Origin of the sequence: Nitrosospira sp. Nl5, assembly GCF_900102495.1 — a bacterium.
GTDB lineage: Bacteria > Pseudomonadota > Gammaproteobacteria > Burkholderiales > Nitrosomonadaceae > Nitrosospira.
Genome location: NZ_FMVQ01000002.1, coordinates 119,820 through 146,511, shown reverse-complemented (window position 1 = coordinate 146,511; position 26,692 = coordinate 119,820). Strand labels below are relative to the sequence as shown.

The window sequence follows — 26,692 nt, the reverse complement described above, 5'->3', positions numbered from 1 at the left end:
ATAATTCCGATAAGAATCCTCCTACATCTCTTTGTGTTCTGTTCGGTGCACAACATTAGTTCGCTTTTAAACATGAGGAACCCATTCAGCTAAAAGAGCGAGGGCCAATCTGACCAGTATGGGACGTAGATTTCAGTAATGAATGGAAAGACGTCGGGGCGAGACAGGAGGGGTCGGGATAAATGCGTCCCAAGAATATCAGCTTGGCGCCAAGCGTAAACTTTCTTACGCATCTGTTTGTTATCGCACAGAAAATTCCTGTAAAAAGGATCAGCATGACCTACGCCTTGACCTGCTTTATCAAGCGCGTAACCACCCATGTTTAAATATAAGGAGCTCTCATGAAGAACCTGTTAATCATTGCCCTCGCTCTGATGGCGCCTACCATTGAAGCCGTTGCTCAGGATAAAGGCAGCCTCAATGATACACAAATTATTGGTATCTTGATTGCCGCCAACGAAGTCGATATCCACGCTGCGGAGCTTGCAGAATCCAAAACCACCAACGAACAGGTTAAAGCATTCGCTAACACCATGATCAGCGAACATACCGACGTCAACCGGCAAGTAGTCGAACTGGCAAAGAAACTCAACATCACGCCCGAAGAAGGCAAGATCAGTAAAAGCCTAAAACAGGATCGCCAGAAAAATCTGACCCGGCTCAAGAAAATGAGCGGCAAGCGTTTCGATAAAGGTTACGTCTATCAGGAAATCGTTCTCCACAAACAGGTTATCGACGTGATAAACCATAAACTGATGCCTAACGCCAGGAATGACGAACTGAAAGCCTTGCTGACTAAAATAAAGCCCGCGCTGGTGTCACACCTTGCCGAGGCCGAGCGGCTTGAGGTAAACGTGGATCAAATGCACTATCCGAAGTAACCTTCCTCGGCGAGGTGCTGGAGAATAGCGGTTTCCCCGGTCAGCCAGGAGTAGCCAGGTGTCAGTTTGGATCAGTTCCAGGGGGTTCTATGCCACCTTCTCCGCTCGCTACGGTTCTTTGTCCGGTGGCCATGCACCGTCATTGCTCTGTATGGTAGCGTACAGAAAAAGCGCGGCTTTTAGCCATATCATCACGACAAACTCATCAAGCACCTCATCGAATTAGGAAGCTGCGCGTCCACGGCGAATTCGTAAAAGACAAGGGATTTGGCGTAGAAGAGTGCGCCCCTGCCAGGGGCAATGAGCTTTGCATAAATGGCGAAGATCTTTATCACGGAATGCACTGACAGCGTACTCTCCCAGGTTCCGTGCAAGTGCTGAAATATTCGCCTTTACCCTGACTCGACCGCCTCCGAGGGGAACCACGCATTGCAATTTGCCTACCCCCGCCCTCAAATGCAGCGCTCCAATTGGACTTCGCTCAACGGTGTCTGGCGATTTTGCTATGACGACTCAGGACAATATGCCCTGCCATCCCAAATCAAATCCTGGCCAATGGAAATTGTCGTGCCCTTCGCGCCCGAGTCGGAGGCCAGCGGTATCGGAAACCGGGGATTTCACCCATTGTGCTGGTATCAGCGCAACTTCAACTTTAAACCGGCCCCCGGCCGGGTAATCTTACGCTTCGGCGCGGTTGATTATGCCGTTCGGGTATGGATCAACGGTTGCCTGGCAGTTACCCACGAGGGTGGACACACTCCATTTTGGGCCGATATCACCCACATGCTCAAACCGTCCGGCCATCAGACAGTGACGGTGCAGGTGGAGGATGACCCGCATGAACTGGCCAAGCCGCGGGGCAAGCAAGATTGGCAATTGGAGCCGCACTCCATCTGGTATCCGCGAACAACCGGAATCTGGCAGACGGTCTGGCTGGAACGGGTGCCACACACCTACTTCGAGAAAATCCGATGGACGCCCCAGGTCGAGCACTACGCGATTGGCTTTGAAGCCCGCGTCCTGGGAGACCCGGCCCAGGGCTTGAGCGTGGACGTCTGTTTGCGCCACGGCGAGCGTCTGCTTGCCCATGACCGCTACCAGGTGGTGGACCGTGAAACCGACCGGTTGATAGTGCTGTCGGACCCAGGCATCGATGATTATCGCAACGAGCTACTGTGGAGTCCGGAACGCCCTACGTTGATTGATGCCACAGTGCGGCTCATGCGAGGTGAAGAGGTTGTGGATGAGTTCATCTCATACACCGCGTTACGGTCGGTTCACATTCTGCGCGATCGCTTCATGCTCAACGGAAGACCGTACACGCTCAGGCTTGTGCTCGATCAAGGCTATTGGCCGGATACCCTGCTCACCGCCCCCGGCGATGATGCCCTGCGCCGGGATGTGGAGCTTGCGAAAGCCATGGGTTTTAACGGCGTGCGCAAGCATCAAAAGATTGAAGACCCGCGATATCTATACTGGGCCGACCGGCTGGGACTCTTGGTATGGGAAGAAATGCCCTCGGCTTACCGCTTCACGCGCAGCGCCATCAAGAGGACCGTACGCGAATGGACAGAGGTGATCGAGCGCGACTACAGCCATCCCTGCATCATCGTTTGGGTGCCCTTCAATGAATCCTGGGGCGTGCCTGAACTCACTGTCATGGGCAAGCAGCGCCATGCTGTCGAAGCACTGTACCACCTGACGAAAACGCTGGATGCGACACGCCCGGTGATCGGCAACGATGGCTGGGAAAGCAGCGCCACCGACATCATCGGCATTCATGATTATGACGCCAACACGGAACATCTGCGCCAGCGCTATGGCCCCGAAATCCGCTTGGACCAGCTATTCGACCGGCGGCGGCCTGGCGGGCGAATTCTTACACTCGATGGTTATCCCCATCGGGGGCAGCCGATCATGCTGACCGAATTCGGCGGCATCGCATTCGCCAAGTGCCCCCAGCCGGGCATAAAGCAGATTTGGGGCTACAGTACCGCCGAAGACGTTGACGAGTTCGCGCGGATGTATGGCGAACTGATGGATGCAGTGATTCACACGGCGCTCTTCAGTGGCTTTTGCTACACCCAGTTCACCGATACGTTTCAGGAAGCGAACGGATTGCTCTGCGCCGATCGCACACCCAAGATTCCCATTGAAGACATTGCAAAGATGACGCTTGTCTCGCCCACGCACATACCCGGCGGCGTCTAATGCATACACTCGATCTCACCAAACCGGATGGGCGGCAACTGACTCTTTACGCCCGTCAGGCGATCGATCCAAATATCATTGCGCCAAGTCCTTTCGCCGAACCCTTGAATAAGCACCCTCACTTGCGTTGGCATCCACTGCGCGGCGAATGGGTGACTTATGCGGCATATCGGCAAGGACGCACTTTTTTGCCACCCCCGGAGTACAACCCGCTGGCGGTAACCTCTGATCCGGCTTTTCCAACGGAAGTGCCGGCTGGGGAATGGGACGTGGCGGTGTTCGATAACCGCTTCCCCTCCCTCGACAGAACTAGCGCCGAGCCGCCTGCCCTTATCGTGCCGAGCGCACCCGCGGCGGGCCAATGTGATGTGGTGGTGTTCACGCAGAACGCATACGCGTCGCTTGGTTCGCTGTCTCTCGCCCACATTGAGTTGCTGCTGCAAGTATGGGCTGACCGGACCGCCAGGCTCGCCCGGCGTGGTGACATCGCCTATGTATTGCCGTTCGAGAATCGGGGCGCCGAGGTCGGCGTAACCTTGCACCACCCGCACGGACAAATTTATGCCTACCCTGTCGTGCCGCCCGTGCCGGCGCGCATGCAGCAGGAAGCGCAATCACACCATGCCAGGCAGGGCCGCGGGGTACTGCAGGAACTCATTGCGGACGAACGGCGCGTGGGTGTGCGCATGGTTTATGAGGGCGTCCATGCGGTGGCGTTCGTACCGGTATGCGCCCGCTATCCCTATGAGGTCTGGGTCGCCCCGATCGAGCCGGTGGAGAGCTTCATCCAGCTCGCCGTCGAGCAGCGCGCCGACCTGGCCCGGGCACTGAAGACCGTACTGCTGAAATATGATGGGCTCTGGGAAAGGCCTTTCCCGTATTTAATGGCCTGGTACCAGGCGCCTACCGATGGCAAGCCCCATCCTGAATCGCATCTTCACGCGCAATTTTATCCCCCCTACCGCACGCGCGACCGGCTCAAGTACCTGGCCGGGACGGAAATCGCCGCAGGCTTCTTTGCTATGGATGCGCTGCCGGAAGACAAGGCTCGTGAACTACAGCAAGTAAGAATCAAAATCGAATGATTGCCTTCCTACGCTGGAGCCAGGCCGGTTCCACTCCTTCCGCCGAGACATTCAATGAGTAGCTTCCAGGAAATATTTGGAATGTCCCCCGTTGCAGTGGGGCGAGCCCCGGGCCGTGTCAATCTGCTAGGGGATCATACCGACTACAACGACGGCTACGTATTGCCGATCGCCATCGATCAGCACACGCTGGTGAGCATGCGCCCCAACAACAAGCATGAATACGTCTTGCATGCCGATGCGCTCGACGTCACGGTTCGCTTTACGTTGGACCACCCGCCGTCCGAGCACTTCGCCACCTACGTGTATGGCTGCCTCGTGGAAGCCCGCGCAGCGGGCGTCAAAACGTCCGTTCTCGACATCCATGTGTGCTCCAGCGTTCCCATCGGAGTAGGTCTTTCATCAAGCGCGGCGCTCGAGGTCGCAACCCTCCGGGCCTTGCGCTCGCTGACGGGCGTGCAGCTCGATGATGTTCTCATCGCGCGACTGGCACAGCTTGCCGAGGTAAAGCACGCGGGCGTGCGCTGCGGCATTATGGATCAGATGGCTTCAAGCCTTGCCGACACCCGCAACGCATTGTTTCTCGACACCCGTACACTGGAACGGCGGCTGATCCCGTTACCCCCTGTATCGGCGGTCCTGGTCCTGGATTCGGGAGTTCCACGCAGTCTTGCGGATAGCGGCTACAACCGGCGCCGCGCCGAGTGCGAGGAGGCAGCGCGTCGACTGGGAGTGACCGCACTGCGCGACATCCACGACAGCTCCGCCTCCCGCGCCCTGCCTGAGCCGTTGCAACGCCGGGTGCGGCACGTCGTCAGCGAGAATGACCGTGTCCGGCGTGCAGCAGCTTGTAAAAACGCCGAGGAATTCGGCGAACTGATGAACGCGTCTCACGCGAGCCTTCGGGACGACTATGAAGTCTCGATACCTCAGCTTGATTATCTGGTGGCATTGCTGCAGGCGAACCCCCATGTATATGGGGCCCGATTAACGGGCGCGGGATTTGGCGGCGCTTGCGTAGCGTTATGTGAACCCTCCAGGTTGAAAGACGTCGCCGCAGCTGTTCTCTACAGCTACAACGACGCGGGTCACCCCGGAGGATCCGTGCTAGTGCCTTTTACCAAAGGCAGCGCAAATCCAGCCTAAGCGGCAACGGCAGCATCATCCAGCACAGACTCCTTAAACCACTGGCGTATGTGTGCCAGATGTACATCTTCCTCCTGCAAGGCGGTCTCAAAATCCCGGGCCATGTCATCCATGCCCATCTTGGCAGCCAACTGAATAAGCAGTTGCCAAGCGTCGTTATCCGCGAGCTCGGCAATGAGAATAGCTTCCAGACAGTGCGACAAGGATGTGCGAGGATCGGTCAGTACCTGCATCAAGCCGAGCGAAGCCATGCCGTCGACATCGGCGGACGGCGTTTGCGTCGTAGGGTCGGCGCCAATTGAACGTATTGCTCCCTCCAGAAGCCTGAAGTGCCGCAGCTCTTCATTCCGGAATTTCCGCAATGTATCGAGCGGAATCTCGGACGGGGCTCCAGGAATGGATGAGGCCTTCACGATGAGGGCGTCGTAAAGACGCACGCCGGCGCGCTCGAAGGCAAGCCGGCAACCAAGCTTGTCGATGAACGCTTCCGGGTTTTTTCCTGTCAGTTTTTGCATTGCGGTACTTGCCACCCCCTTCAGGGAGCCCGGGGGTGGAACTGAGCCGATAACGCTGGCATCGGCAATGTGCCGGCTACGCATTTCTGCGATTGCTCGTTCGTCTCCGTTTGAGCTGGGAGGCGTGACGTTGGTCAGCGCCAGCATTTTCTTGACGTCAACGGGGGACATATCGATACCTGTGCGATTGGTTCCTAAAGCGGTGCTTTTTTCCATGATTTGATCTCCTGTTGTCTGTATCTGTCGTCCTAGCGGATGAATTCTGTATTCCGGGCGGACTTCGAATCGCGGGTGGCCTCCATATCGCCGGTATACTCGGTTCCTCGAGCAAGCTCTGTTCCGGGAGACCACTGATAGCCAGCCGCAACCGTCTGGGTGGGTGAGCCTCCCGAGTTCATATGTGCCCGGTATTCCTGTGATTCCGGCCCTTCCCGGGATTTATCCACGAATTGCTTGCCAAGAGCGCGTAAATCGACCTCCTGGCTGAGTACGCGGCGTACGAATTCCCGCTGACTTTCATAATGGATGGGCTCGGGTAGTGTCTGGGGCAGAATCTCGGCTGGGTCACGGCGCTCGTACTGCTTGAATAAATCCATTACGACGTTGAGATGACCCAGCTCATAGTCAAGGCACCGCTCCCAGATGGCTTTGACCCGCGAGTTGGATTCCTGCTGTACACATCCGTAGTAGTTGTAGACCTCGTTGGCTTCATGCAACAGCCACTTTTCCATCCAGGTCTCATTCGGATCGATGATCGATTCGTACTGGGTGACATGCTGCTCCTCTATCGACGCAATCTCGGCGTACAACTGCCGCGCCACGGGGTCGGCATAAAGAGGTCCGACATTCATGTAAAAATTATGCGTTTGCTGTTCCCCGGACAGGATGGTCAACGCATTCATTTTTGAAATTGGGGCGGCGCGCGAGCGGTCATAGTGTTCGCGGAGATCGTCCTGGGGGGCGCGGTGCTCCACCCCCGTGGGACGACCCGGAACGATATCCGTGTAGCACTGCGTGATATTATTCGCGTCCTTGCCTTCCAGCCGGTCCAGCAGCGCGCTGTAACGGTAGAGATGGTCAAAATCCTCCAGCATCCCGAAACGGTACACCTGGGCCAGGTACTCATCCGGTTCATTTTGTGCCACGACGGCGGTGACTTCGATCGCAACCTGTTCATAGCCGATCGTTGTTTCCAGCGTTGAGTGGTCGGCGCCGAGCAATCCATTTACCATGGTAGCCTGGTGTTGCTCGACACGGCGGAGCTGTGCGAGCGGGAGTTGCAGCGCCTGGTTCATGCGCGCACAGGAATGCGAGAAACGCAGCGCTTCCATCTCTATGCCGTTCATCAAAATGATCCGGACCCGAGTAAACGCGTCGTCATCGAGCTTGCTGATGGGCGTCTGTACGAGTTCCTTCCAGGTAAACCGTTGCCTATCAAGGGGGCAACCCTTCTCTTCAAATAAATTAAGCGCCATTTTGGTCTCCTCATGGGGATTACTTGCGTAGCGGATGGGGGATGAGGTAAAAGCGTGCAAAGCGTCAGCCTATGCCGGCCCTGGACTCTGTTTACCTCGACTTTTTTCAAGTTTCCTGAAGCAAGTCACGCTTTCATTCTAATAGGCGAGGCTGGATATTCCGTTCGGAATCAAACATAGGGATAAAGAAAGACTCGCCGCCGCAAGTAGGAGGCCGATCTGGAAGCGCGGCTCAAGAAGGAATTCAGCTAAGCACGGAGCCCATTACTTCCGGCAAAAGTTTGGCGATGATGGGTGGCCCATGGCGTCCCAGCATGGAAGTAATGCGAAGCGTGGCATTGCCCTTCTCAACGCCGAGTGAATCCCATGTCCTCAGAGGGTAGCGCTTCCGGAACCCCATTTCTTTCAGCATCCCGGCTGATTCCTCAGTTGTCACAATAGGAATATCCCGGTCCAGATTCTTTTGCACGAACCGGTCGAAATGGTCCTCGTGCATGTGGGAGAGCACGATCAAGTCAATTGGCGGCAAATTCGCCAGCTCGATAGCCGGATTGGTGAGCCGTTTCGAAGTCAAACCATATCCAAGGTGGACATGATCCCCTTCATGCAGAAAATTGGGGGCGGTAAGGATAATCAACCCACCGAAACGTATCATTACGGTTGCAGTTCCAACGAAGGTAACGGAACCCGTTGCCTCTGCGGCCCGCTCCCCCTCGTCCGCAGGAGGGAATGTCAGTAGATATTTGGGTTCCGATTTTCCGTCAGGGTTTTCTGCTGTCGTGGCGCCAGGGAGAATCAGTAGGCATCTTCCCTCCTGTAGGCCGTCAACGCCGGACGCGAACTGAAGCGGACGCGAAGGCCATATCGTCCCGCAAGGGAGCGGGAGATATAATTTTCAGTTTGCGCGGGGACGGTGCCTGGATTTCTGTGAAATGGCAATCACCTTGCCTCCGCTGCGCTCGGACACGTCGTCCAGAAAATTTCGTTCTTTCTTGTGGCGTTTAAACATTTTTCGTGAGCTCTTTTCCGCCCAATCCTCGAACTGGGCAAGGGTGAAGCCGAATATATCCCTGTCTACCGGTTTTTTCATTTTCCACTCCGTGAAGATCCATTGACAAAATGACTAAGCGGCTGCCGCCACTGTCGCGTTTCGAATTCAAGAATTGAAGAGAATCAGAAAAATTTCTCACGAGCACCTTCTCGCATTTCACTAGCTGAATCTGTACGGTAAGCCACATAAAAGAATAGCTCGATCAGCTCATCCCGAAATAACCGCGTTGAGCGCTATGGGTACTATTTATGGCTATCTGGGCTACAGTGCTACGTGACTTGGGAGGTTGACAAAGACATTGGCGCAGCGGCGACCTGCCGGGCCGGCCGAAGGGCCGTGCGGGAAGTGATATCCGGGAATAACAGGTAAAAGGCTTTCCTGGCCCCCGATAACTACCGGGGTCAGGAAAGGCCTATGGATGGGAGTGGAAAGTATGGAAAAAATGCCGACGAAAAAATATGACGCCGTTTTGCTTTTATGTTTACTTCTTGCTACTGAGTGTCGACTATCGGGACGAGAAGTCTAACAAATCGCCTAGCATATCCAGCGGTTCGCTCCGCTGATGAAAACCTATCGTCCGTCCAAGCTGGGATCACGAAGTCACGCTTATTACACTCTCGTATAATTCCGGCTTGAATCCCACCAGCAAACGTCCATCGAGGTCCAATACGGGCCGCTTGATAAGGGAAGGATGCGCAAGCATCAAGGCGGTAGCCTTTTGCGCATCCAGTTCCTGTTTGTCGAGGTCCGGAAGCTTTCGAAACGTCGTACCTGCGCGATTCAGCAACGCCTCCCAGCCGAGCTCCCTGCACCAGTACTCCAGATTACTACGCTCGATCCCAGCCGTTTTGTAATCATGGAAACGATAAACGACTCCCTGGCCTTCCAGCCAGGAACGGGCTTTCCTGATCGTATCGCAGTTCCTGATGCCGTAGATCGTAATGGTCAAATTCAAGTTTCCTCGTTGATACCCTTTATTTCCATATCAATCAGGGTAGTGAGTCCACCTGTCTTCACCACCGATCCGGCGACTTCTTCACGGTCCCTAAAAGATCTCTTTAGTCAATGACATTCAAGGAACCAGGTAGATGGATATTCTTGGGGTGGAGTTGGCACCAAATTGTGAAAGCGCCAGCCTTGTTAGCGACAAAAGAGATGGTCTTGGTTTCTCCCGCCTTCAGTACTTCTTTAATTCCATAGTCATCAATGGAAAATCCCTCGCTGATGGGAGATTTGTTCTCTACAGTAATCTTTACTGAGGTCCCTTTCTTGACGGTCAGCGTCTCGGGTTCATTGAGAACATTGAAAGCGCGAATATTCTTAACTGTCACGCCTTCGACGTTGAGCTCAGGAATATTGGTGTCATAAGCATTAATAACCACGTGAAATTTTTGTTCCGCAGCCTGCGCGCTCCCTATCAACAGCAACCCAAGAGCAAAACCCGCAAACGCTGACATTGTTTTGGTTGTTTTCATCGTTACTTTCCCCTTTACTCAAATTTACGTTTAATGAAATAGCATCCTTGGTTGACAAGCCTTACAATTTCTTACACTGAATGGACTGCAAAAACAGCACCTTGGATATTTACTAAATAACCCATGGGCTTAATACTCTAAATGGGATAATCGCGGATGTCAATCGCAAGCTTTTCCCGACGAATTTCCTCAATAAAAAATAACCGAAGGAGTGTCACAGAAGATACGTTGTCCAAAATGGAGGGTAGCCGAATAAACTATCATTCCACTGACGGACAGGCTGAATTCTGCCTTTATTATGGATACATGTACATCACACTGTATGAAGTTCAACCTGGTCAAAGGCTGCGCGTTGCAACCGGTAGATGTGTAATAACAGTCAAAGTATTTATGCGTATGCGTAGGGATTCAATAGTTGAGACGGCTTGTGGCGGGAACAACAGCCGCTAAAAACGACGAGCTTGAGATGGATACCAGCCGACGGCGATGCCTACAGACGCTCGCCGCCAGTACTGCGGCTATAGCATTGGGTGCGCTAGGCTCAACCACACGCAACGGCGGGTTCACGGTCCTCACATTCGGGGATTCGATCCTTGACTGCGCACGGTACAATGCCTATGGTGTTCATCCGGGACAGTTGATCGTGCGCAATAACGACCAGCTGTTCCCCGACTACAAGGGCCGCGATCTTTCGTCGTTCGTGCCCGCACAACTCAACCATCGGGCACAGGATGGTGGCCGAGTCGATGATCTCTCCCGGCAGGCGATAGCGATCAAGGTGAGCGGCCCGGCGGTCGCCTTGGTAACGGTTGGTGGCAATGATCTCCTTGCCGGACTTGCCGCCGATACCGGGGGCGGCATAGTGCGTTTCCGGCAGCGTTTAGATGCATTTCTGCATGCGCTCCCAGTACGGCCAGTTCTGCTTGGCACAGTTTATGACCCAACGTTCGGTGATGATTCCCGAAACTTTCTGAGTACTGACGCGCGCGTTGCGCGGGGCAACTTGAACCGAATCAATGGAGTCATTACGGAGCTTGCCCCGCGCTACGGACAGATCGTCGACTTGCATCGTCACTTCCTGAACGGCAACCCTTCCTGGTTTACGCATACGATTGAACCGAGCCTCCGGGGCGCATCGGAAGTTCGCGCGGCTTTCCTGCCAGCCGTACTGAAGGCCGCAAATAACGCAATCGTCAGAAGGCAAGCTATTTCCTAAGGTAAGCGAAAAAAAGATGTAACGGGCTTCTGTTTCTGTTTGAGAATCTTGGACAGCTATATTAATTGCAATCGATGCAGCCCGTCCTCTATGTTGGTCCAGCAAATTCCTTACTTGACTTGGCTGCCCGCATTTTTCAAGCAGCGCCCCCACTAGTCGGGCGGAAGCGCTGGCTAAGCTCCACCTCGATCTTGCTTCGACCATAGCATTCAGCGGCAAAACATCATCGTTTTTCAGATAGGGGTAGGCTGCCCTGAGGTGGAGAATGGGATGGGCGATCGAAGGACCGTCATGTTTCCGGTACGAGCCCCTCCTTTAGGCCAGGCGCAAAGAGCTTGAACTTATATTTTATCTGGTGCCGCCTGAACCGCTCCCGGAACCGGCGCCGGATTTCATGCCCGAACTGCCAGGCATATTGCTACCCGGGCTTTTTTTCTTACCTAAATTTGATCCGCTGTCCGTGCTTCCCGAACCGCCCGTCCCGGTAACCGCCGGGTTCATACCAGTCCCGGTATCGGACTGACCCCCTTTAATGTTGCTGAATCCTTGATCTGTGGAGCCGCCCGGTGCACCGACGGCAGACGGACTCTTGGGCGTATCCTCCCGGGCATGAAGCGTCCCCGCGACGACAAAGGCAACTGCCGCGAGTACTGCGCAACAAGCCTGCTTATTTACTGTGGATAGATGCTTCATTCTCAGTTCCTCATGATGAATTAACGAAAAAGAATAAGTCCATTCATCAAAAGCGGCGTTTGGTTTCGTTGTTATTGCTACGCTTTTGTATGAATCAAGCCAATGCAGCTCACACTCTGGATCAGCAAGTGTTGTGATTGGGAGTGGTGTAAAAGACTCTATATCAAAGTTAACCACTACCATTATCTTAGCCGGAGTTTTATTATCGACCGAGGTCAATATCCACCAGAGCCTGAAGATGTCCCCGACGTACTCGAACCTTGAGAAGAGCTTGACCCCATACCGGTGTCTCCTCCTCCGGATTTAGATCCTTTCCCTTTTTCTTTCCCTTGACCTTGGGCCTTGGACCACTCCTCCGGGGCAGCGTTGTTAGTACCAGAAGACCCCTGGCCGGACTTGGACGCGCCCTGTTTAGTTCCTTGGCTTGAAGAGCCTTCTTTCCCGGACGAGCCTTGTCCTGCCATCGAACCGCGCTCCCCTGCTTGGTCGCCAGCACCAGCGGCGTAAGCCACTCCAGATAAACAAAGAGTGATAACACCAGCGAGCACTATTGATCTACCCCCATTTTTTAGACTATGTCCCATGATTATTACCTCGATTGGCCAGCGAAATTGCTTATCGAAATGGTACGCCCGTCTCCCATTCGTTCCGTACGCTAGCGAACCAAGCATCGCCAGACGACTGTAAAGCAAAGTTGCAAAATCCGTTAGTCTTTTGAACGCGACTCCGATTTTACTGATATCGTCATGTGCCGCACGATTCTGCCTGGCTAGCCTTTTGTGCCTTCAGTTTCTGCCCGGGGGCTATGCCATTTGCAAGTAATTTATGCGCAACGTCGCGCTCTCTGTTGCCCCCTCAAAGTCAATATCGGATGGATGTCCAGAGATAGCAGTTTTTCCTGGTGTCGAAGTGATATTTTTGAGATGCCCCACTTACTTTCGGCAGGGCTAACAATCGTGAATAAGCGGGCTCACAAAGAGCTTGCAGGCTTCGCGCCAAGGCTTGGTGCTGTAAACCCCGGTTAAAGTCAGGACATAAGGGGTAATTCCATTTCACAAGATAGGGTTACCCGAAGAATTACCCAATACAACGTTGACAGCGTTGAATGGGAATGAACGAATCTCACAGTATCAATGGCTTACGTCGATATTCCTTTCGCCACTACCTAGAAAACACTCCTTTATCCATGCGGGTTTCGGAGGCATGGCGAAAGTAAAATATGGTTTTTGGTGCAGTAAGATTGATATGCTGTTTGGAAAATTGTTGCTTATATTACCGCTCCATCTGGGCTCTTATTGAGCCAATCATGTGCGGCAGCCTCAGCAGCATGATGCGCACTTTGCATGTCAAACAGGCCGCTCAGGAAGCCTTCATGAACTATTATCTCCTTTCCCTCTTGAGCACGGTAAACACTATAGTGAGGCTTATAAAAGCCAGGTAGAGCCGAGGACTCCGCGTCGGCTACGATTCCGACGCATGATTTCTCTTTGTCACCCATGATGATCTCCTAATTAAAAGGGAGTTCGATAATGACTGACAATCGTTAAAACATCTACCCTACAATCAATATCAGGGCAATGTAGCTATAAGCCAATGTTCCTCGCCCTCGCCTCCATATTCTTCATTGCCGTCCTGGCATTTGTAGCAATTGCCCCGCAGCAAGTCATCCAAATATTCCTGGCGTTCACATGGTTCGGGATGGGGCTATCGGTGGTTTACACCATCCTAGCGGGCATCTTCTCGTAATTCCTTTACCTTCGTGTTGAGCCCGGCCATGAGCTTCGTGATTCGATCATCGATCGCTTTTACCTGTTCCCGCGTCGCACCCTTTTCAACCAGGTCAGCTTTCAGCTTGCGCTGTTTCGATACCAGTCGCTCCACCAGATTGGCGCGCACTATCTGCGCATACAGAGGCGGCAATTCACGCTGCGGCTCCGATTTCGCGGCTCCATCGACTCCATAGTTGGAATTCAGAATCGGCGTAAGAACATCTACTTTTTTGCTCAGCTCAGCAGCGCGATGAACGATCCCCTGCAACCTAGCTATCGCACATTCCTTCTCGCTCCGTGGCACACTTAATTGACCTATTGCCATTCCATTCATTTTGTTTTCGCCCATAAAAAAAAAGCCCGCCGAAATTGGCAGGCCAGAAATGCAAAAACCCACCAACAAGGTGGGTTAAATATTAGAAAGTAAGGCTTGAAATATTATTTAACTCAATTTTTCTGACGACCTGTGCTGATTCTTGCGCCGCCCCAGAAATCCAACCAATCCAAGTCCAGCCACAAGCATTGCATACGTCTCAGGCTCAGGAACAGCAGATATGGTAAAACTTAGGTTATCGACCTTTAGCACACTGCTAATGTCAGGAACTCCGAAAAAACCGCTTACGTAATAAAACCCCGGAACTCCGAACCCAAGCACACCACTAGCAAAGTCGGGATGCTGAGTTGGATCAACTGCGGTGATATTTTTTAGATCCGTAATGAGCGAAAAATCTGCTGCCTTGAGCCCAGCGGCATGCACTGTTTCAAATGTTCCTCCTAAAGTAGGACCTGAAATGACCTCCACATAAGAGTAAATATTTCCGCCTTGCGTTAAGACAACCGCAATGGCGTCACTGGCCGGCCGTGATAAGGCGGCATACGCATCGTATGTAAACTCGATTGAATCAATCGGTCCTTGAAGGCTCGGATCATACTGAAATGTCGTATTAATCAAATACTCGGTTGTATAAAATATTTGATTAGAGCTTGCGGGAATATGTGTATCAACCTGAAGCGCCGCACCTGGATTTCCTCCCGCCAACGTTTGACTTACAGTGATGTCTGCACCCCCTGTTTGATATGTTGAAATTGAATAATCGGACAGGTTAAAAGTACTATCCGAAAATGTCACACTTGCCGCCGCCATACTGGAAAACGTGAAGCCTACCAACGAGGAAAACAAGATTGCGGATAATTTATTCTTCATTTTTGCTCCGAAAAAAGTAGTTTCATACCGAAAACCGTTTTAAAGTTGCGCGGCGTTCGGAGGGATGTTTCGCCACGTCACGATGCACGTAAGCATGGTACAGCAGAGCTATGTTTTTTGCTCATCCACACGAGAAAATTTGTGTAGAAACAATAAAAACCCACCGGGTTATGGGTGGGTTAGGTTTTGAAGTGAGTATTTCTCACTCTATAGAATACTTCTATCAGCGCTTCCCGAGAAATGCCAAGTACATCGCCTGGGCCCAAAACCGGGAGCAATCAGGATTGTCACTTCGCACTTTGCAAGACCGGGAGAAGTACTGGAAGAAATTAGGACCTGTGTTCTCTGAGGCATCAATCGATCAATTGAGACCGGGATAAATGATCCGATATTTCGATCAACGATCATCCAAAGTCTCCGCCAAAAAAGAAATAAAACTCCTTTCCGTGATATTCAACTAGGCGCGCGCAAGGGGATTTATGTCTACCGCCAATCCTGTCACGGGCACCACAAAGCAAATGAAGGTCAAGGAAGGCCGGGATATTTATGTCACCGACGAGATGGTGGCGCTGGTATACGAATGCGCTTCGCCAGTAATTCAGGATGCGATCGATCTTGCCTACCTAACCGCCCAGCGCCCGGCCGACGTATTAAAGATGCGATGGGATCAGGTCAAGGATGGGGCGTTGTCGGTAGAGCAAGGAAAAACCAAGGCGCGGCTTCAAATCGATGTCGTTGGTGAACTCTCGCAACTGCTTGATCGCATCAAGTCACGCGGAGTCGTCGGTATGACTCTGCTCTGCGATCCGAAAGGGCAGCAATTGAAACACTCGGGTTACTTTCGCAGCCAGTTTAAGTTGGCTCGCGACAGGGCCGAGAAACGCGCCACCGAACTCGGTATTAAGCTTATCCGGTTCCAGCTCAGGGATCTTCGGGCAAAGAGCGCTTCTGACATGGAGAGCATGTCTAAAGCCAGGAGGCTGCTGGGACATTCAACCGAGGCGATGACTGCCGAATATGTGAGAGTGAGAGTCGGGGAAAAAGTCTCTCCGGTTTTGATCTCAGGTTATGCCAAACGAGAAAAAGCGTAAGAATGGCGAAAAAGTTGCAAAAATGGCGAAAAACTTTTTTCTCCATTATTACCTAAGCTACTGATTATAAATGGAGGCGGGGGTCGGAATCGAACCGGCGTCCACGGCTTTGCAGGCCGCTGCATGACCACTCTGCCACCCCGCCTTGTTACGCAACCCGAATGGATTGCGCTGCAATAGCAAAAACAAAAGGGAAAACGGATTTCAGCAAAGGCGCATAATTTAACTACGCATGGCCTTTTGCGAAAGGATCCATTTTCCCTGCAAACTGGAGCGGGAAACGAGGCTCGAACTCGCGACCCCAACCTTGGCAAGGTTGTGCTCTACCACTGAGCTATTCCCGCGAAAAACAATGCTGGCATTATAAGGGTGCTGTCGCCTTTGTCAAGAAAAGGCAACGTAAGGGCCGGGTTTAAAACTGGTTTTCAACCATGCTTTAATGCCTGGGGAATCGCGACTTTCAGATAGTACCCCATCGACCACAGCGTGAGTATGGCCGCTAGATAAATCAGCCATGTTCCCACCTCCTGTGGGTTGAAGCTGTCGCCTATTTTATCGTGATACAACAGCAGCGGGATTGCTGCCATTTGCGATACGGTTTTTAATTTGCCCAGGAAAGAAACGGCCAGGCTTTTGCCTTTACCGATCTGCGCCATCCATTCACGCAGTGCCGAAATAGTGATTTCGCGTCCAATGATGATGAAGGCGATCAGGGCATCGAGCCTGCTTAAGTAGACCAGCACGATCAATGCCGCCGCCACCATCAGCTTATCCGCCACCGGGTCAAGAAATGCGCCGAAAGCCGACGTCTGATTGAGCACTCTCGCAAGGTAACCATCAAGCCAATCGGTAATGGCTGCGCCCGTAAAGATAATGGTAGCGATCAGGTTCTGATTGGACGGAGACAACCACGCGGGCGGAAAATAGAAAATACCCACAAACAGTGGAATCGCCAGTATGCGCATCCACGTAAGCACGTTGGGCAGGTTAAAAGGCATATAAATCCAGATATACCGTTAAACCTGAAACTGGCCGTTCGCCACAACTGCCGGATTCAGGTTGAAACGGCAGTCCAAAAAGCGCCAAAACATGGAACGAGCAGGCAACTGCGGGGCAAGGCTCAATGCAATTCCTTGTAAATCTTCTCCGCCAGTGCACGGCTGATTCCTTCGGCCTGCTGTAATTCTTCGATACTCGCGGTGAGCACGCCTTTCAGTCCGCCAAAACGTGCCAGCAGGCTTTGCCGGCGCTTGGCTCCGATCCCTTCAATTTGTTCCAAACTTGAACTGGTGCGCGATTTTCCAAGTTTGGCACGATGGCCGAAAATTGCAAAACGGTGAGCTTCATCACGAATTTGCTGGATTAGATGCAATCCAGGATGGTCCTTCGGCAATTGTAGCGGCTTTTCCGTTCCCGGGAAAATCAAATGTTCCAGGCCGGGTTTGCGTTCCTCGCCTTTAGCCACTCCCACCAGGTTCGCATCATTCAACCCGAGCTCAACCAGCACTTCCCGCGCGGCGCTTACCTGCCCTTTGCCACCGTCGATCAGAATCAGGTCGGGGAGCCTGCCCTCGCCTTCGGCAATTTTATGGTAGCGCCGCGAAAGGACATCACGCATGGCGGCGTAGTCGTCTCCCGGCGTAATGCCATTGATATTGTAACGGCGGTATTCGCTGTTGCGCATTGAAAAATTATCATAAACCACGCAGGATGCGATAGTCGCTTCACCTTGCGTGTGGCTGACGTCAAAACATTCAATGCGGCCGAGTCCCGTGATATCCAGCGCCTGCTGCAAGGCTTGCAGCCGCTCCTCCTGGCTGGCCTGCCGGCTCAACATTTGCTCCAGTGCAAGCCGCGCGTTTTCCGCCGCCATATCCAGCCACATACGCCGGTCGCCGACGGGATTGGAATTGATCACGATCTTATGGCCGGATTGTTCGGCCAGCAGGGTTTCCAGCGTCTCCCGCTGAATTTTCTCGCCGACGATAATGAGGTGCGGCACGCTTCGATTAAGGTAATGCTGAGCCAGAAAAGCCTCCACTGCCGAGGGCAGATCGTATCCTTCCGCATTTTGCGGAAAAAAGCTCTTGTCCCCGAGGTGCCGCCCTCCCCTGACCATGGCAAGGTTGACGCAGATCCTTCCCCCGCCGCTATTCTCCGCAACGCAGGCAATTACATCGGCATCCAGCGCCCGGCCGCTGTCCACAAACTGTTTTTCCCGGATCTTTCGCAGTGACTGAATCTGGTCACGGAACAACGCAGCCTGCTCGTAATCCTGAGCATTCGCGGATTCCTGCATTTTCCTGGCAATGCTTTCCATTACTTCAGTTTGCTTGCCCTGCAAAAAAAGCTCGGCATTTCTCGCATCTTCCCGATAGGCTTCGGGGGTGGTCAGATCGACACAGGGTCCACTGCAGCGTTTGATCTGATAGAGCAGGCAAGGCCGCGTGCGATTGCTGAACACGCTATCCTCGCAGGTGCGGATACGGAATACTTTCTGCAGGAGTTGAATGCTTTCTCTCACCATCCTTGCGTTGGGAAAGGGTCCAAAATAATGATGTTTTTTATCCAGGCTCCCCCGGTAAAAACCCAGCCGGGGAAAACGGTGTCCGGTCAGGATGACGTATGGGTATGATTTGTCGTCCCGAAACAAGATGTTATATCGGGGAGTTAAACTCTTGATTAAGTTATTTTCAAGTAACAGCGCCTCGGCTTCTGAGCGGGTGACAGTGGTTTCAATTCCCGTAACCTGGGAAACCATCAGTTGGGTGCGAGGGCCCAGCCCATTTTTCTGAAAATAGGAGGAAACGCGTTTTTTGAGATCAATGGCCTTGCCGACATAAATCACCTGCCCTGAGGAATTCATCATGCGATAAACCCCCGGTTGGGAAGGCAGGCTGGCGCAGAATGCCCTGGCGTCAAAAGTGGATACCGCCAGCAAGGCGATCAGTCCTCCTCGCCCAGCAAGTTACCCGCTATCGCCCAATTTTCATGGGCCAGCTCGTCGAAAGCGATATACGTATAGGACTTCGGTTTGTGCGCAATACGCTCCAGCGTATCAGTGATTTCCTGTGCTATCTGTTTCTTCTGCTCCCGGCTGAGTACGCCGGCAATGCGAATATTGACATAGGGCATGGCTAAATTCCCGTTTCGTTTCCGTTGAGTTTCTGCCTGGTTTGCGTTCAATCTATGGTTTGCTGCTGGGCTGCCAAATGAGGGGAAGCCAAATCAGCACAAATTCTTGCAAATATCTGCTCGAACATTTCAGCGGTCAAACGCCGTGTCTGGGTATTGTAACGGCTACAATGATAGCTGTCATATAACGTCAAGCCGCCCATGTTCATGCCGCCGGAGGTCAAATTCCCGGGAAATTTGTGAATCGCGCCATGGGCAAAAGGAAAACCTGTGAGCTTGAGCCCTAAAGCCATCAGTGCCGCCTGGTGGGCGACTCTGCCGAGAGCAAGCAGCGCGATGCCTCCCCTTTTCTTGAAATCAGCAATTTCGGCAGCGAGATACCCGTTGCATTGACGGATCTCGCTTGGCTCCGGCTTGTTTTGCGGCGGCAGGCATTTGACCGCATTGGTAATGCGGCAGTTCGTGAGCGCCAAATTGTCGTCCGCGAAAGCGGAGCCTTCATGGCTCGCATAACCAAATTTATGCAGTGTTCGATATAACAGGATTCCGGCAAAATCCCCTGTAAAGGGCCTACCCGTGCGATTGGCGCCATGCATGCCAGGAGCGAGGCCGACAACAAGCAGCTTGGGCGCCACATCGCCAAAAGGCGGCACCGGACGGGCATGATAATCGGGATAACGGACTTTCACGTCGTCCAGGAATCCTGCCAGCCGCGGGCATTGCCGGCAGTCGGGTGAGAACGTTGATTGCATGGGGTTATCACCTGCCTTTTGTAGTAAAATGCGCGCTCTTTTGATTCACCGGGAAAACACTGGAAAAATAATGGCCAAAGTTCTTGCAACAGAAATTCGCGTCGGAAACCTGATCGAGTGGGACAAACGCATCTGGCGCGTCCTGAAATGTTACCACGTCCATGTTGGCGGCCGAGGGGGAGCATTCATGCAAGTGGAGATGAAAGACATCGAAGCGGGCACCAAAACCAACCAGCGCATACGTACCGAGGACAAAGTCGAGCGCGCTTTCGTCGAACCACGCGATATGACCTATCTCTACCAGGAGGGTGACAACTATATCTTCATGGATAAGGAAAACTACGAGCAATTAAGCCTGTCGCAGGAATTTCTTGAGGGTCAGTACGAATACCTGTTGCCGAACACCGACGTGCAAGTCAATTTCCACAATGAACGTGCCATCGGCGTACAGCTTCCGGCCAGCGTGGTGCTGACTATTACCGATACCGAACCCAACCTCAAAGGTTCTACCGCCACCAGTTCCTACAAGCCGGCCACGATGGAGACAGGGCTTGTGGTCATGGTCCCGGCATTCGTCCTGCAAGGGGAAAAAATCAAGATCAATACCGATAGCGGGGAATATATCGAGCGGATGTAACCAACCATGCGGAACTAGCGAAACCGCAGGTTTGCTGCCGGATAACCTCAACTCTTCGCCAACTCCCTCATTGCCATGTCCGCCACAGTCAGATCCGCCACGACATGTTCGCTTTCGGGCTCCCCGTCCTGGAGCCACCACACCGCCGATAGTCCGGCCCAGGCAACAATCCATTGCAATAGTCGCTTACGTTCCAGACCTGCCGCTTCAACTACCACGTCTACCTGCCGCGCCAGGCGTCCCGGAGTAACCGCTGTTTCGGGGTCGGGATTGCAGAACAAATTCACATAATCAAAACCGCGTTCCCCTAGCAGCCGTTTAGGGTCGATCGCCAGCCAGCCACGCGGCCCGAAGTCGAGAATGTTTTGATGGTGAACGTCGCCATGCAGCACCACGACTTCCCGAGGTGCTGCCAACAATTCGCCTGCTGTTGCAGCGCACGCGGCGAGTATTCCACCATGCTCCGCTGCGGCAGGAGCCAAATCTTCAAACCATTCGGCTAACGGGATAAGGTCGAAAGGAGGATTTCCTTTCTGACGATGAAGTGCCGCTACGGCGTCGCAAATAATGCGGCTCGCCTCGTCGTCGCCTCCATTTCGTGCAAGGTCCGCGAGCAGAATATTATTTTCGGCACGCTCCATGAGCAGCGCATCGCCCTCATGAGCCAGTACGCGTGCCGCCCCTTGCCCGCCCCACCAGGACATCAGAAGACCACCGAACTTCTCCTCCGTCTCAACTGCAACCTTGAGCATCGCGGGAATATCGCCCTGAAGTACAGGCAAAAGCTGGCTGCTGTAGGTAACAATGGGATCACCATCGGGCTTCAGGCCCCAGCGATCGAGATATGCATTAAACATAGATTCTTATCCGGATTGTAGTCTCGAATCTGCATATGACCATGCTATAATTGATATGTGAATTAGCGAGCCCGCGCGCAGTACTGGAAGAGAAGCTTGCAGAACTCGCGGAGGAGAGCATAACTTCTCTATCCTGCCACCGCCGCACCCGATACTAAAGAAGCACGTTAAAACACATGAAAACATGGCTACTTGGAGCAGGCGATCTTAAGTGACCGGATATTCTCAAAAGGCCCGAGCTTTTCATTTAGATCGGGTATTCGCTGTCCGGCCTTGAAGGTCGCTGTCTTGTCCTGATAGTTCTGGTTATCGTAGATCGTCAGAGTCGCTTTCGGCCCAACGATGACACTATCGTACTTGCGGCCCCACACCAAGTTTTCTCCTACCCGCGCACTGGGAATGTCGATCGGGCCAGCAAGTGTGAGCACATCGCCACGGTAATCCTGATCATCAAAAAGCCGAGCCCAGCAGCCATCCGCCAATGACGGGTTAACCGCGAACATAGGAGGAACCAACAAGATAACCGGCGCCGTGGCGGCCCTCCCCTTATCTTCGTTCTTGCCTGGCGTTGTATCCTGCGCTGTGGCGGCAGGTATAGTGACAAGCGCCAATAGCGATGTCAGCAGAGTTGCCAATATGATCATTTTTCTCATTCCTCATCTCCTGGTTTTAAAATTTCCCAAGCACGGGTTACGCCCGACAAATAACCCTATCTCGGTGGAAAGTGATCGTCGTATCACGCCGCACATAGGACCGGGAGAAGCGCGATCTAGGCTCGAAGTCGACTCCCCGCGAATAAAATAGCTGATCTGTAAACTGCCTGCATCAGGAACCTGACGGACAGTAAGCCCGGTTTCTCGATTTAGAAACTTAGCTGAGTGCGGAAGGAAATGACGGACAGATTGTCCCGGCGATCCGTGGGGGAGTTGCCGCCGTGGCCGATTCCGGCCTCGGTCATATAGTAATTGAGCATGAAGCGCAAACCTTGCCGAACATACCAGTTGGCGCCCAGCGTAATGATCTGAACCTGGCATTTCGACGTGCCGGTGCCACAGGGGTCTGCAGCCAAGCTCTGACTCATGTTCTCCGCCAAATCGTAGCGCACCGCGAGTTCGAGTGCACCCCATTTGCTGATCGGCTTTGGCTTTCCAAATGCGCCGCGTTCCTTCCTGTAAATTGATCGCTCACCGGTGACAAACCAGCCGGCTTGCACATAGTATGCCTGTATCGTGGAATCCTTCTGTCCTCCCGCCACCAAGTGAGTGTTGTCGAGCCTGGAATTTGCATATTCGCCTTGCAGGGTCACCGGCCCGATCGAATAAGCGGCCTCCACTTCCCAAGTGGTTTGACTATCCGCGCCGGATGGGCCCCCGCCTGCGCCAGCGATACCCAGGGATTTGCTGATTCCCCGGCGCCCGCCATACACATCAACCACTTTCGCAGGAAGCGACTCGGAACTCGGGTCGTCCCTGCTGCACGAGAAGCCGAAATGGAGCGTGTTTCCCTCCTCTGCAAATGGCACCCAAAACAGGCGGCCCCCGTAACTTGCACCCGCTATCGGCATACCAGCGTGCGCCACGCTCATTATATCCACCGCATAGCCAAGCTGATCCGCGAAAATACCCTTGTAGCCCATGCCCATCATCCACTGCCGTCCTGAATAAATGCCGCTGGATGTGGTTGAAGGCCGCTCCATCATCGTAATCTCGTTCGAACTGGTAAGCTCTTCCATACTGCGAAAAGGCTTGAATTGACCAATCATGAGCTGGCCCGGCCCAAGCTTGGCTGCAACCCAGGCTTCGCGAAGGCTGCCGGGAAAAGTGCCGGCGGCAAAGTCATTCTGGAATTTGAAACTTAGATCATAGAATCTGGCTGTCACGTCAGTGTAGCCACGGCGGAAGTTGAAACCATCTTCGGGGTGACTGTTGGGTACCTGGCTGCCGAATGGCGGATATGCGGGATTGGATTTATCGTCGTTAAACGCATGTACATCAAGATGAGCACGAGCGCCGAAGACCATTGCGAAATTGCCATCTTTCGACTTGATCGTGGGGCTGCCCTTGGTTTCAAAGGTAAACGCAAAAACCGGGTCAATAGTGATGCCCATGAATAAAACCAGAGCGCAGTATTTCAGAGCAGTGTGCGTCGGTCCGACTGACAAGTTGATATGTTCCCTGATTATTTATACTTGCTGATTATGTGATCAGTAATAATGCGGACGAATCGCGTCCTGATGGAAGAATCGCTAGCTACCCCTTCCGGAAAAAACCACATGTACTATCTTTGACACAGTGACGTGCTGGATTGGCAAAGGAATAGCGACGAAATTTCCCCAATATTATCAGCAAAATCATCGGGATTAGCCAGCTCGTTGATTGCAGTACTGCGGGCGCCGGCATCGTATTGCGCAGAGCTATGCTCAGGGCGATTCCACACAGAAACCTGGCCACTCTGGAGGAAGAGCCATCAATAATCAAAACGACGCCTTCATACATCAGGCTCTCTCACTCCGGCAAAAGGACGTGTGTGCTACCGCACTGAAGAGCTAAAAAACGGCGCGTAGCATTTTTGGTACAGCAATATCGCTGGAATGATTAAAGGAGCAGTCATGAGCATCGTCCCTATAATATCCACCATCCGGTCACCGGCGTCCTTGTTAGTCATCGCCATTACCATGTTTTTTTGCATCGCGGGCATTGCCCATGCCCAGTACGGCGATAGCGATTCCGCCGCCGGACAAAGTTCCACCGGGCAAGGTGCCACCGGGCAACGTGAAGCACCCCGTCCTTCCGAAAAAGATAAATATGGCATACCTAAAGAGCAAGAGCATATGGATACCGGGTATGTAGATCAAAAGAAACGGGTGGAGCGGGGATCGGACCCGGCGTCGCCCAGCAAGGATACTCACGTGCCGGAATTCGCAAGGGATAAGGAAGGCAGGCCGATCAAAGACCCGAAGGATGAGCAAGGGGGACCTATCGGACCAAACTGAATCGACATCCGGGACGATTACGGAAGCAAGGTGCCGGTGTAGTGCTCCGATATTATTCGGGACTGAACCTTAGCAGCAGGATTACATGGGGCATCCTTTCCGGGATGCCCTTTGTTTTGTCCAACCGTTTTCTTTTCCCTACGCCACTCGAGCCCGCGACCGGCTTCATATTCTCGTTCGAAACTCAAGGACACCGGAGGCGCAATGCGTTACACGAAATCTCAGTGTGCTACCGCACTGAAGAGCTAAAGAACGGCAAGTAACATTTTTAGTACAGCAATGTCGCTGGTTCGATAAAAGGAATAGCCATGAAATTTTCTTTTAAATCCGCAAATCGACCGCTGGCAACCGCCCTAGTGATCGCAACCGCCCTTGGTTTCAGCATGGCGAGCGTAACGCATGCCCAGTATGGCACTTCCGGACAGGGGTCCTCTGGTCAGGGCAGCGCAACCGGGCAAGGAAGCTCTACCGGACAGGGAAGTTCTACAAAACCTTCGGCGGGTGAATATGGCATCCTCAAGGAAGGGGTGGATTCAGGGCAGGTAGATCAAAAAATAAGGAATGAGCGGAATAAAGGTGTAGAACCGTCCGTCCCGCCACCGGTACGCAAGGATGAGAAAGGAGTACCGCTTAAAGACCCAAGCGATATTCAAGGTGGGCCGATCGGGCCAAATTAATTAACCCGGAAACCTTGGCAGTCTTGCCGATATATATTTTCCTGATAGGGCTGGCGCTGCTTGCGGGCCCGTCTGCCGCCGAGAAAAACGGCGCAGAAAATCGCGCCGTAAATATCAACGTAGGCAGTACCGATGGTGCCGTGGATAACGCAGCTTTAAAATCGGTTCGCAAAACGATTGGCAACGCCGTCGCAGCTGATACTGTTGACATATTTCGTGTATATGGTCCCGTTGCAGGCGGCCCGGCCTCTATGGAATTCGGCTTGTCCGCATGCGCGGAAGCTGGTTTTAACTCATCCCTGAAAGAGTTTAATGATTGGGTCCAGCGGCTGCGTTCCATCCGACCCAGAGCGGGAACCTTCCTCAATGTGGAGCTAACCGAACGCTGCAGGGAGACAGAGCCAATCAAGCCGTTGGATTGCGGCGGTGTTCTGGGGATGTTATGTGCTGGTACGCAGTATTGTAAAATCGCGGCCGGGCAATGCAAAATTGCCGATGCACAAGGATCGTGCACGGCAATTCCCGCTGTTTGCACCCAGGAATACAAACCTGTTTGCGGTTGCGACGGCGAGACCTATGGGAATGAATGCGAAGCCGCACGTGCCGGAGTTTCCCTCGATCACCAGGGCAAATGCAAGTCGCCGGAGGAGTTGGCACGCGATCCCGAATCTGGTGGTTGATTATTCATTTTTTAATTTCACGCCACGATTCACCAAGATTATCCCTCTTATCCCCATGATTTCAGCAGTACGATAACGCCTCCACGCCACACCCGGTTGTTTGCCCTTCATGATCCAAGCGGAGGGTCAATACGATTGGCCGTGATAGACTCGCGCAACCGCGCCGCCACGATGCCCGCTATTGCAATCAAGCCCATGCCCAACAGTGCAAGTCCGGTGATTGGATCATCGAATAACACCACGCCGTACAAAAAAGACCAGGCGATGCCCAGATATTGCAAACTGGCGTTGGCAAGCGTACGACCGGTTCTGTAAGCACGGGTCATCATCAACTGCGCCAGGGTAGCGAGTACCCCCACGGCGAGCAGCATGCCCATTCCTTGCATGCTGTGAGCATGCCATCCGCTGATGAGCGACGTTGCCACGGCTCCCCCACCGATGCTGCCGAGGGAAAAATAAAATACGACGCGATCCTCCGGTTCCCCGGCCCTGCCAAGCGCAGTGACCTGGAGATAGGCCACGGCGGCAAGCAGGCCCGACAGCAGGCCCATCAGTCCGCCCCATAGCTGCTGAGGTTCCATAGTGGGCTGAAGCACGCACATCACGCCGGCAAAACCGGCAAGCACAGTGCATACCAGGCGCGCATCCACCCGGCTGCCGCCGAGCAAGACGGATCCGCCGATGAGCAGCAGCGCCATCCAGATGGAAGACATGTAGTTCAGGGTCACGGCGGTGGCAAGCGGCAGTTCTCCTATCGCGTAGAACCATAGCCCAAGCGAGCTGACGCCGGTAAGGCTTCTCCAGGCGTGCATTGCGGGCACACCGGTGCGAAGCGTTTCGCCGCGATGATGCATGACAAATGCCATCATCATCGCGCCTACAATGCCACGATAGAATACGATTTCACCGGGACCGTAATCGGCGGATGCAAACTTCACGCACGCGCCCATGGTTGCGAAAAGCAAAGATGCGCCGAGCATCAACACCGGAGGCGACAATTTTCCGCCTGGAACGGTTTTAATCAATACCAAAGGAACCTCGTCCAATCACCTTTTTGCTTCGATTCTTCAAAATCCGGCAGGCTGACCATAGCCCGTGCCCCATGCCGCCGCTCCACCTGTAAGATTTTACAGCTATCCGTGCTTCCCGA

The 26,692-nt window shown here is 53.3% G+C and carries 28 protein-coding genes and 2 tRNA genes; 10 read left to right on the top strand and 20 right to left on the bottom strand.

All coding sequences use genetic code 11. The features are described 5' to 3' along the window. Positions 1-341: 341 nt before the first annotated feature. The 4 genes from BLP45_RS03035 (at position 342) to galK (ending at position 5,323) form a co-directional block, all read left to right on the top strand. Positions 342-881: a DUF4142 domain-containing protein gene (locus BLP45_RS03035; protein WP_090369660.1), complete on the top strand. Its 540-nt coding sequence runs from the start codon at positions 342-344 to the stop codon at positions 879-881. Between the two features lie 456 nt (positions 882-1,337). Then, on the top strand, positions 1,338-3,092 hold the full coding sequence (locus BLP45_RS03030) for a glycoside hydrolase family 2 protein (protein WP_090369658.1): 1,755 nt from the start codon (positions 1,338-1,340) through the stop codon (positions 3,090-3,092). Continuing rightward, positions 3,092-4,177 carry a galactose-1-phosphate uridylyltransferase gene (gene galT / locus BLP45_RS03025; RefSeq protein ID WP_090369656.1) on the top strand — a complete coding sequence of 362 codons (1,086 nt, stop codon included), beginning with the start codon at positions 3,092-3,094 and terminating at the stop codon, positions 4,175-4,177. Before BLP45_RS03030 ends, galT begins: the two co-directional genes overlap by 1 nt. Before the next feature lie 54 nt (positions 4,178-4,231). Next, positions 4,232-5,323, top strand: coding sequence for a galactokinase (gene galK / locus BLP45_RS03020; RefSeq protein WP_090369654.1), 1,092 nt, complete (start codon positions 4,232-4,234; stop codon positions 5,321-5,323). Here galK and BLP45_RS03015 read toward each other — a convergent pair. The 6 genes from BLP45_RS03015 to BLP45_RS02990 all read right to left on the bottom strand — a co-directional run bounded on the left by BLP45_RS03015 (position 5,320) and on the right by BLP45_RS02990 (position 9,839). Further along, positions 5,320-6,054 (bottom strand): ferritin-like domain-containing protein, encoded by a 735-nt coding sequence (locus BLP45_RS03015; RefSeq protein WP_090369653.1) that lies wholly within the window; start codon positions 6,052-6,054, stop codon positions 5,320-5,322. The two genes, galK and BLP45_RS03015, sit on opposite strands and share 4 nt — an antisense overlap. Before the next feature lie 32 nt (positions 6,055-6,086). Beyond that, positions 6,087-7,313 carry a hypothetical protein gene (locus BLP45_RS03010; RefSeq protein ID WP_218117934.1) on the bottom strand — a complete coding sequence of 409 codons (1,227 nt, stop codon included), beginning with the start codon at positions 7,311-7,313 and terminating at the stop codon, positions 6,087-6,089. A 244-nt stretch (positions 7,314-7,557) separates the two neighbouring features. Next, positions 7,558-7,968 (bottom strand): MBL fold metallo-hydrolase, encoded by a 411-nt coding sequence (locus tag BLP45_RS03005; protein WP_090369651.1) that lies wholly within the window; start codon positions 7,966-7,968, stop codon positions 7,558-7,560. A 240-nt stretch (positions 7,969-8,208) separates the two neighbouring features. Then, positions 8,209-8,403 carry a hypothetical protein gene (locus tag BLP45_RS03000; RefSeq protein ID WP_090369649.1) on the bottom strand — a complete coding sequence of 65 codons (195 nt, stop codon included), beginning with the start codon at positions 8,401-8,403 and terminating at the stop codon, positions 8,209-8,211. A gap of 553 nt (positions 8,404-8,956) precedes the next feature. After that, positions 8,957-9,313 carry an ArsC family reductase gene (locus tag BLP45_RS02995; RefSeq protein WP_090369648.1) on the bottom strand — a complete coding sequence of 119 codons (357 nt, stop codon included), beginning with the start codon at positions 9,311-9,313 and terminating at the stop codon, positions 8,957-8,959. A 109-nt stretch (positions 9,314-9,422) separates the two neighbouring features. After that, positions 9,423-9,839, bottom strand: coding sequence for a nitrosocyanin (locus BLP45_RS02990; protein WP_090369646.1), 417 nt, complete (start codon positions 9,837-9,839; stop codon positions 9,423-9,425). 415 nt (positions 9,840-10,254) lie between these two features. On the opposite strand from BLP45_RS02990, the gene BLP45_RS02985 reads away from it, so the two are divergent. Beyond that, on the top strand, positions 10,255-11,055 hold the full coding sequence (locus BLP45_RS02985) for an SGNH/GDSL hydrolase family protein (protein WP_256327651.1): 801 nt from the start codon (positions 10,255-10,257) through the stop codon (positions 11,053-11,055). Between the two features lie 348 nt (positions 11,056-11,403). Here the strand turns inward: BLP45_RS02985 and BLP45_RS02980 are convergent, their stop codons facing one another. The 4 genes from BLP45_RS02980 to BLP45_RS14855 all read right to left on the bottom strand — a co-directional run bounded on the left by BLP45_RS02980 (position 11,404) and on the right by BLP45_RS14855 (position 14,721). Further along, positions 11,404-11,748: a hypothetical protein gene (locus BLP45_RS02980; RefSeq protein WP_090369642.1), complete on the bottom strand. Its 345-nt coding sequence runs from the start codon at positions 11,746-11,748 to the stop codon at positions 11,404-11,406. A 1,267-nt stretch (positions 11,749-13,015) separates the two neighbouring features. Then, complete coding sequence (locus tag BLP45_RS02970; protein WP_090369639.1) at positions 13,016-13,246, bottom strand: hypothetical protein; 231 nt, start codon at positions 13,244-13,246, stop codon at positions 13,016-13,018. 227 nt (positions 13,247-13,473) lie between these two features. Then, positions 13,474-13,842, bottom strand: coding sequence for a hypothetical protein (locus tag BLP45_RS02965; RefSeq protein ID WP_143002377.1), 369 nt, complete (start codon positions 13,840-13,842; stop codon positions 13,474-13,476). A gap of 117 nt (positions 13,843-13,959) precedes the next feature. Then, positions 13,960-14,721 carry a PEP-CTERM sorting domain-containing protein gene (locus BLP45_RS14855; protein WP_256327650.1) on the bottom strand — a complete coding sequence of 254 codons (762 nt, stop codon included), beginning with the start codon at positions 14,719-14,721 and terminating at the stop codon, positions 13,960-13,962. Positions 14,722-15,200: 479 nt separating this feature from the next. Here BLP45_RS14855 and BLP45_RS02955 point away from each other — a divergent pair, with 479 nt between their 5' ends. Beyond that, complete coding sequence (locus BLP45_RS02955) at positions 15,201-15,812, top strand: tyrosine-type recombinase/integrase (RefSeq protein WP_090369636.1); 612 nt, start codon at positions 15,201-15,203, stop codon at positions 15,810-15,812. A gap of 71 nt (positions 15,813-15,883) precedes the next feature. Here BLP45_RS02955 and BLP45_RS02950 read toward each other — a convergent pair. The 6 genes from BLP45_RS02950 to BLP45_RS02925 all read right to left on the bottom strand — a co-directional run bounded on the left by BLP45_RS02950 (position 15,884) and on the right by BLP45_RS02925 (position 19,699). Then, positions 15,884-15,957: transfer RNA gene (locus tag BLP45_RS02950), tRNA-Cys, on the bottom strand. A 124-nt stretch (positions 15,958-16,081) separates the two neighbouring features. Continuing rightward, positions 16,082-16,156, bottom strand: a tRNA-Gly gene (locus BLP45_RS02945). 81 nt (positions 16,157-16,237) lie between these two features. Then, positions 16,238-16,810, bottom strand: a complete 573-nt coding sequence (gene pgsA, locus BLP45_RS02940; protein ID WP_090369634.1) for a CDP-diacylglycerol--glycerol-3-phosphate 3-phosphatidyltransferase — start codon at positions 16,808-16,810, stop codon at positions 16,238-16,240. A 122-nt stretch (positions 16,811-16,932) separates the two neighbouring features. Next, positions 16,933-18,750, bottom strand: coding sequence for an excinuclease ABC subunit UvrC (gene uvrC, locus BLP45_RS02935; RefSeq protein ID WP_090370024.1), 1,818 nt, complete (start codon positions 18,748-18,750; stop codon positions 16,933-16,935). Between the two features lie 8 nt (positions 18,751-18,758). Beyond that, positions 18,759-18,947 (bottom strand): tautomerase family protein, encoded by a 189-nt coding sequence (locus tag BLP45_RS02930; RefSeq protein ID WP_090369633.1) that lies wholly within the window; start codon positions 18,945-18,947, stop codon positions 18,759-18,761. A gap of 47 nt (positions 18,948-18,994) precedes the next feature. Further along, complete coding sequence (locus BLP45_RS02925; RefSeq protein ID WP_090369631.1) at positions 18,995-19,699, bottom strand: uracil-DNA glycosylase; 705 nt, start codon at positions 19,697-19,699, stop codon at positions 18,995-18,997. 70 nt (positions 19,700-19,769) lie between these two features. On the opposite strand from BLP45_RS02925, the gene efp reads away from it, so the two are divergent. Continuing rightward, the gene (gene efp / locus BLP45_RS02920; RefSeq protein ID WP_090369629.1) at positions 19,770-20,336 is read left to right on the top strand and encodes an elongation factor P; all 567 of its coding nucleotides are present in this window, start codon (positions 19,770-19,772) and stop codon (positions 20,334-20,336) included. A gap of 47 nt (positions 20,337-20,383) precedes the next feature. Here efp and BLP45_RS02915 read toward each other — a convergent pair whose 3' ends face one another. The 3 genes from BLP45_RS02915 to BLP45_RS02905 all read right to left on the bottom strand — a co-directional run bounded on the left by BLP45_RS02915 (position 20,384) and on the right by BLP45_RS02905 (position 23,300). After that, positions 20,384-21,193 carry an aminoglycoside phosphotransferase family protein gene (locus BLP45_RS02915; protein WP_090369627.1) on the bottom strand — a complete coding sequence of 270 codons (810 nt, stop codon included), beginning with the start codon at positions 21,191-21,193 and terminating at the stop codon, positions 20,384-20,386. Between the two features lie 188 nt (positions 21,194-21,381). Next, positions 21,382-21,846 (bottom strand): beta/gamma crystallin domain-containing protein, encoded by a 465-nt coding sequence (locus tag BLP45_RS02910; protein ID WP_090369626.1) that lies wholly within the window; start codon positions 21,844-21,846, stop codon positions 21,382-21,384. Positions 21,847-22,055: 209 nt separating this feature from the next. Beyond that, entirely contained in the window at positions 22,056-23,300 is a 1,245-nt protein-coding gene (locus BLP45_RS02905) for an OprO/OprP family phosphate-selective porin (RefSeq protein WP_090369624.1), read from the bottom strand. Between the two features lie 501 nt (positions 23,301-23,801). On the opposite strand from BLP45_RS02905, the gene BLP45_RS02895 reads away from it, so the two are divergent. The 3 genes from BLP45_RS02895 to BLP45_RS14750 all read left to right on the top strand — a co-directional run bounded on the left by BLP45_RS02895 (position 23,802) and on the right by BLP45_RS14750 (position 25,542). Next, positions 23,802-24,185: a hypothetical protein gene (locus BLP45_RS02895; RefSeq protein ID WP_176754640.1), complete on the top strand. Its 384-nt coding sequence runs from the start codon at positions 23,802-23,804 to the stop codon at positions 24,183-24,185. Between the two features lie 308 nt (positions 24,186-24,493). Further along, a complete protein-coding gene (locus BLP45_RS02890) occupies positions 24,494-24,862 on the top strand; it encodes a hypothetical protein (protein WP_090369620.1) in 369 nt (122 codons plus the stop codon). Positions 24,863-24,885: 23 nt separating this feature from the next. Next, positions 24,886-25,542 (top strand): Kazal-type serine protease inhibitor family protein, encoded by a 657-nt coding sequence (locus tag BLP45_RS14750; RefSeq protein ID WP_256327649.1) that lies wholly within the window; start codon positions 24,886-24,888, stop codon positions 25,540-25,542. Positions 25,543-25,649: 107 nt separating this feature from the next. On the opposite strand, the gene BLP45_RS02880 is transcribed toward BLP45_RS14750, so the two are convergent. Further along, a complete protein-coding gene (locus BLP45_RS02880) occupies positions 25,650-26,588 on the bottom strand; it encodes a DMT family transporter (protein ID WP_256327648.1) in 939 nt (312 codons plus the stop codon). Between the last annotated feature and the right edge of the window lie 104 nt (positions 26,589-26,692).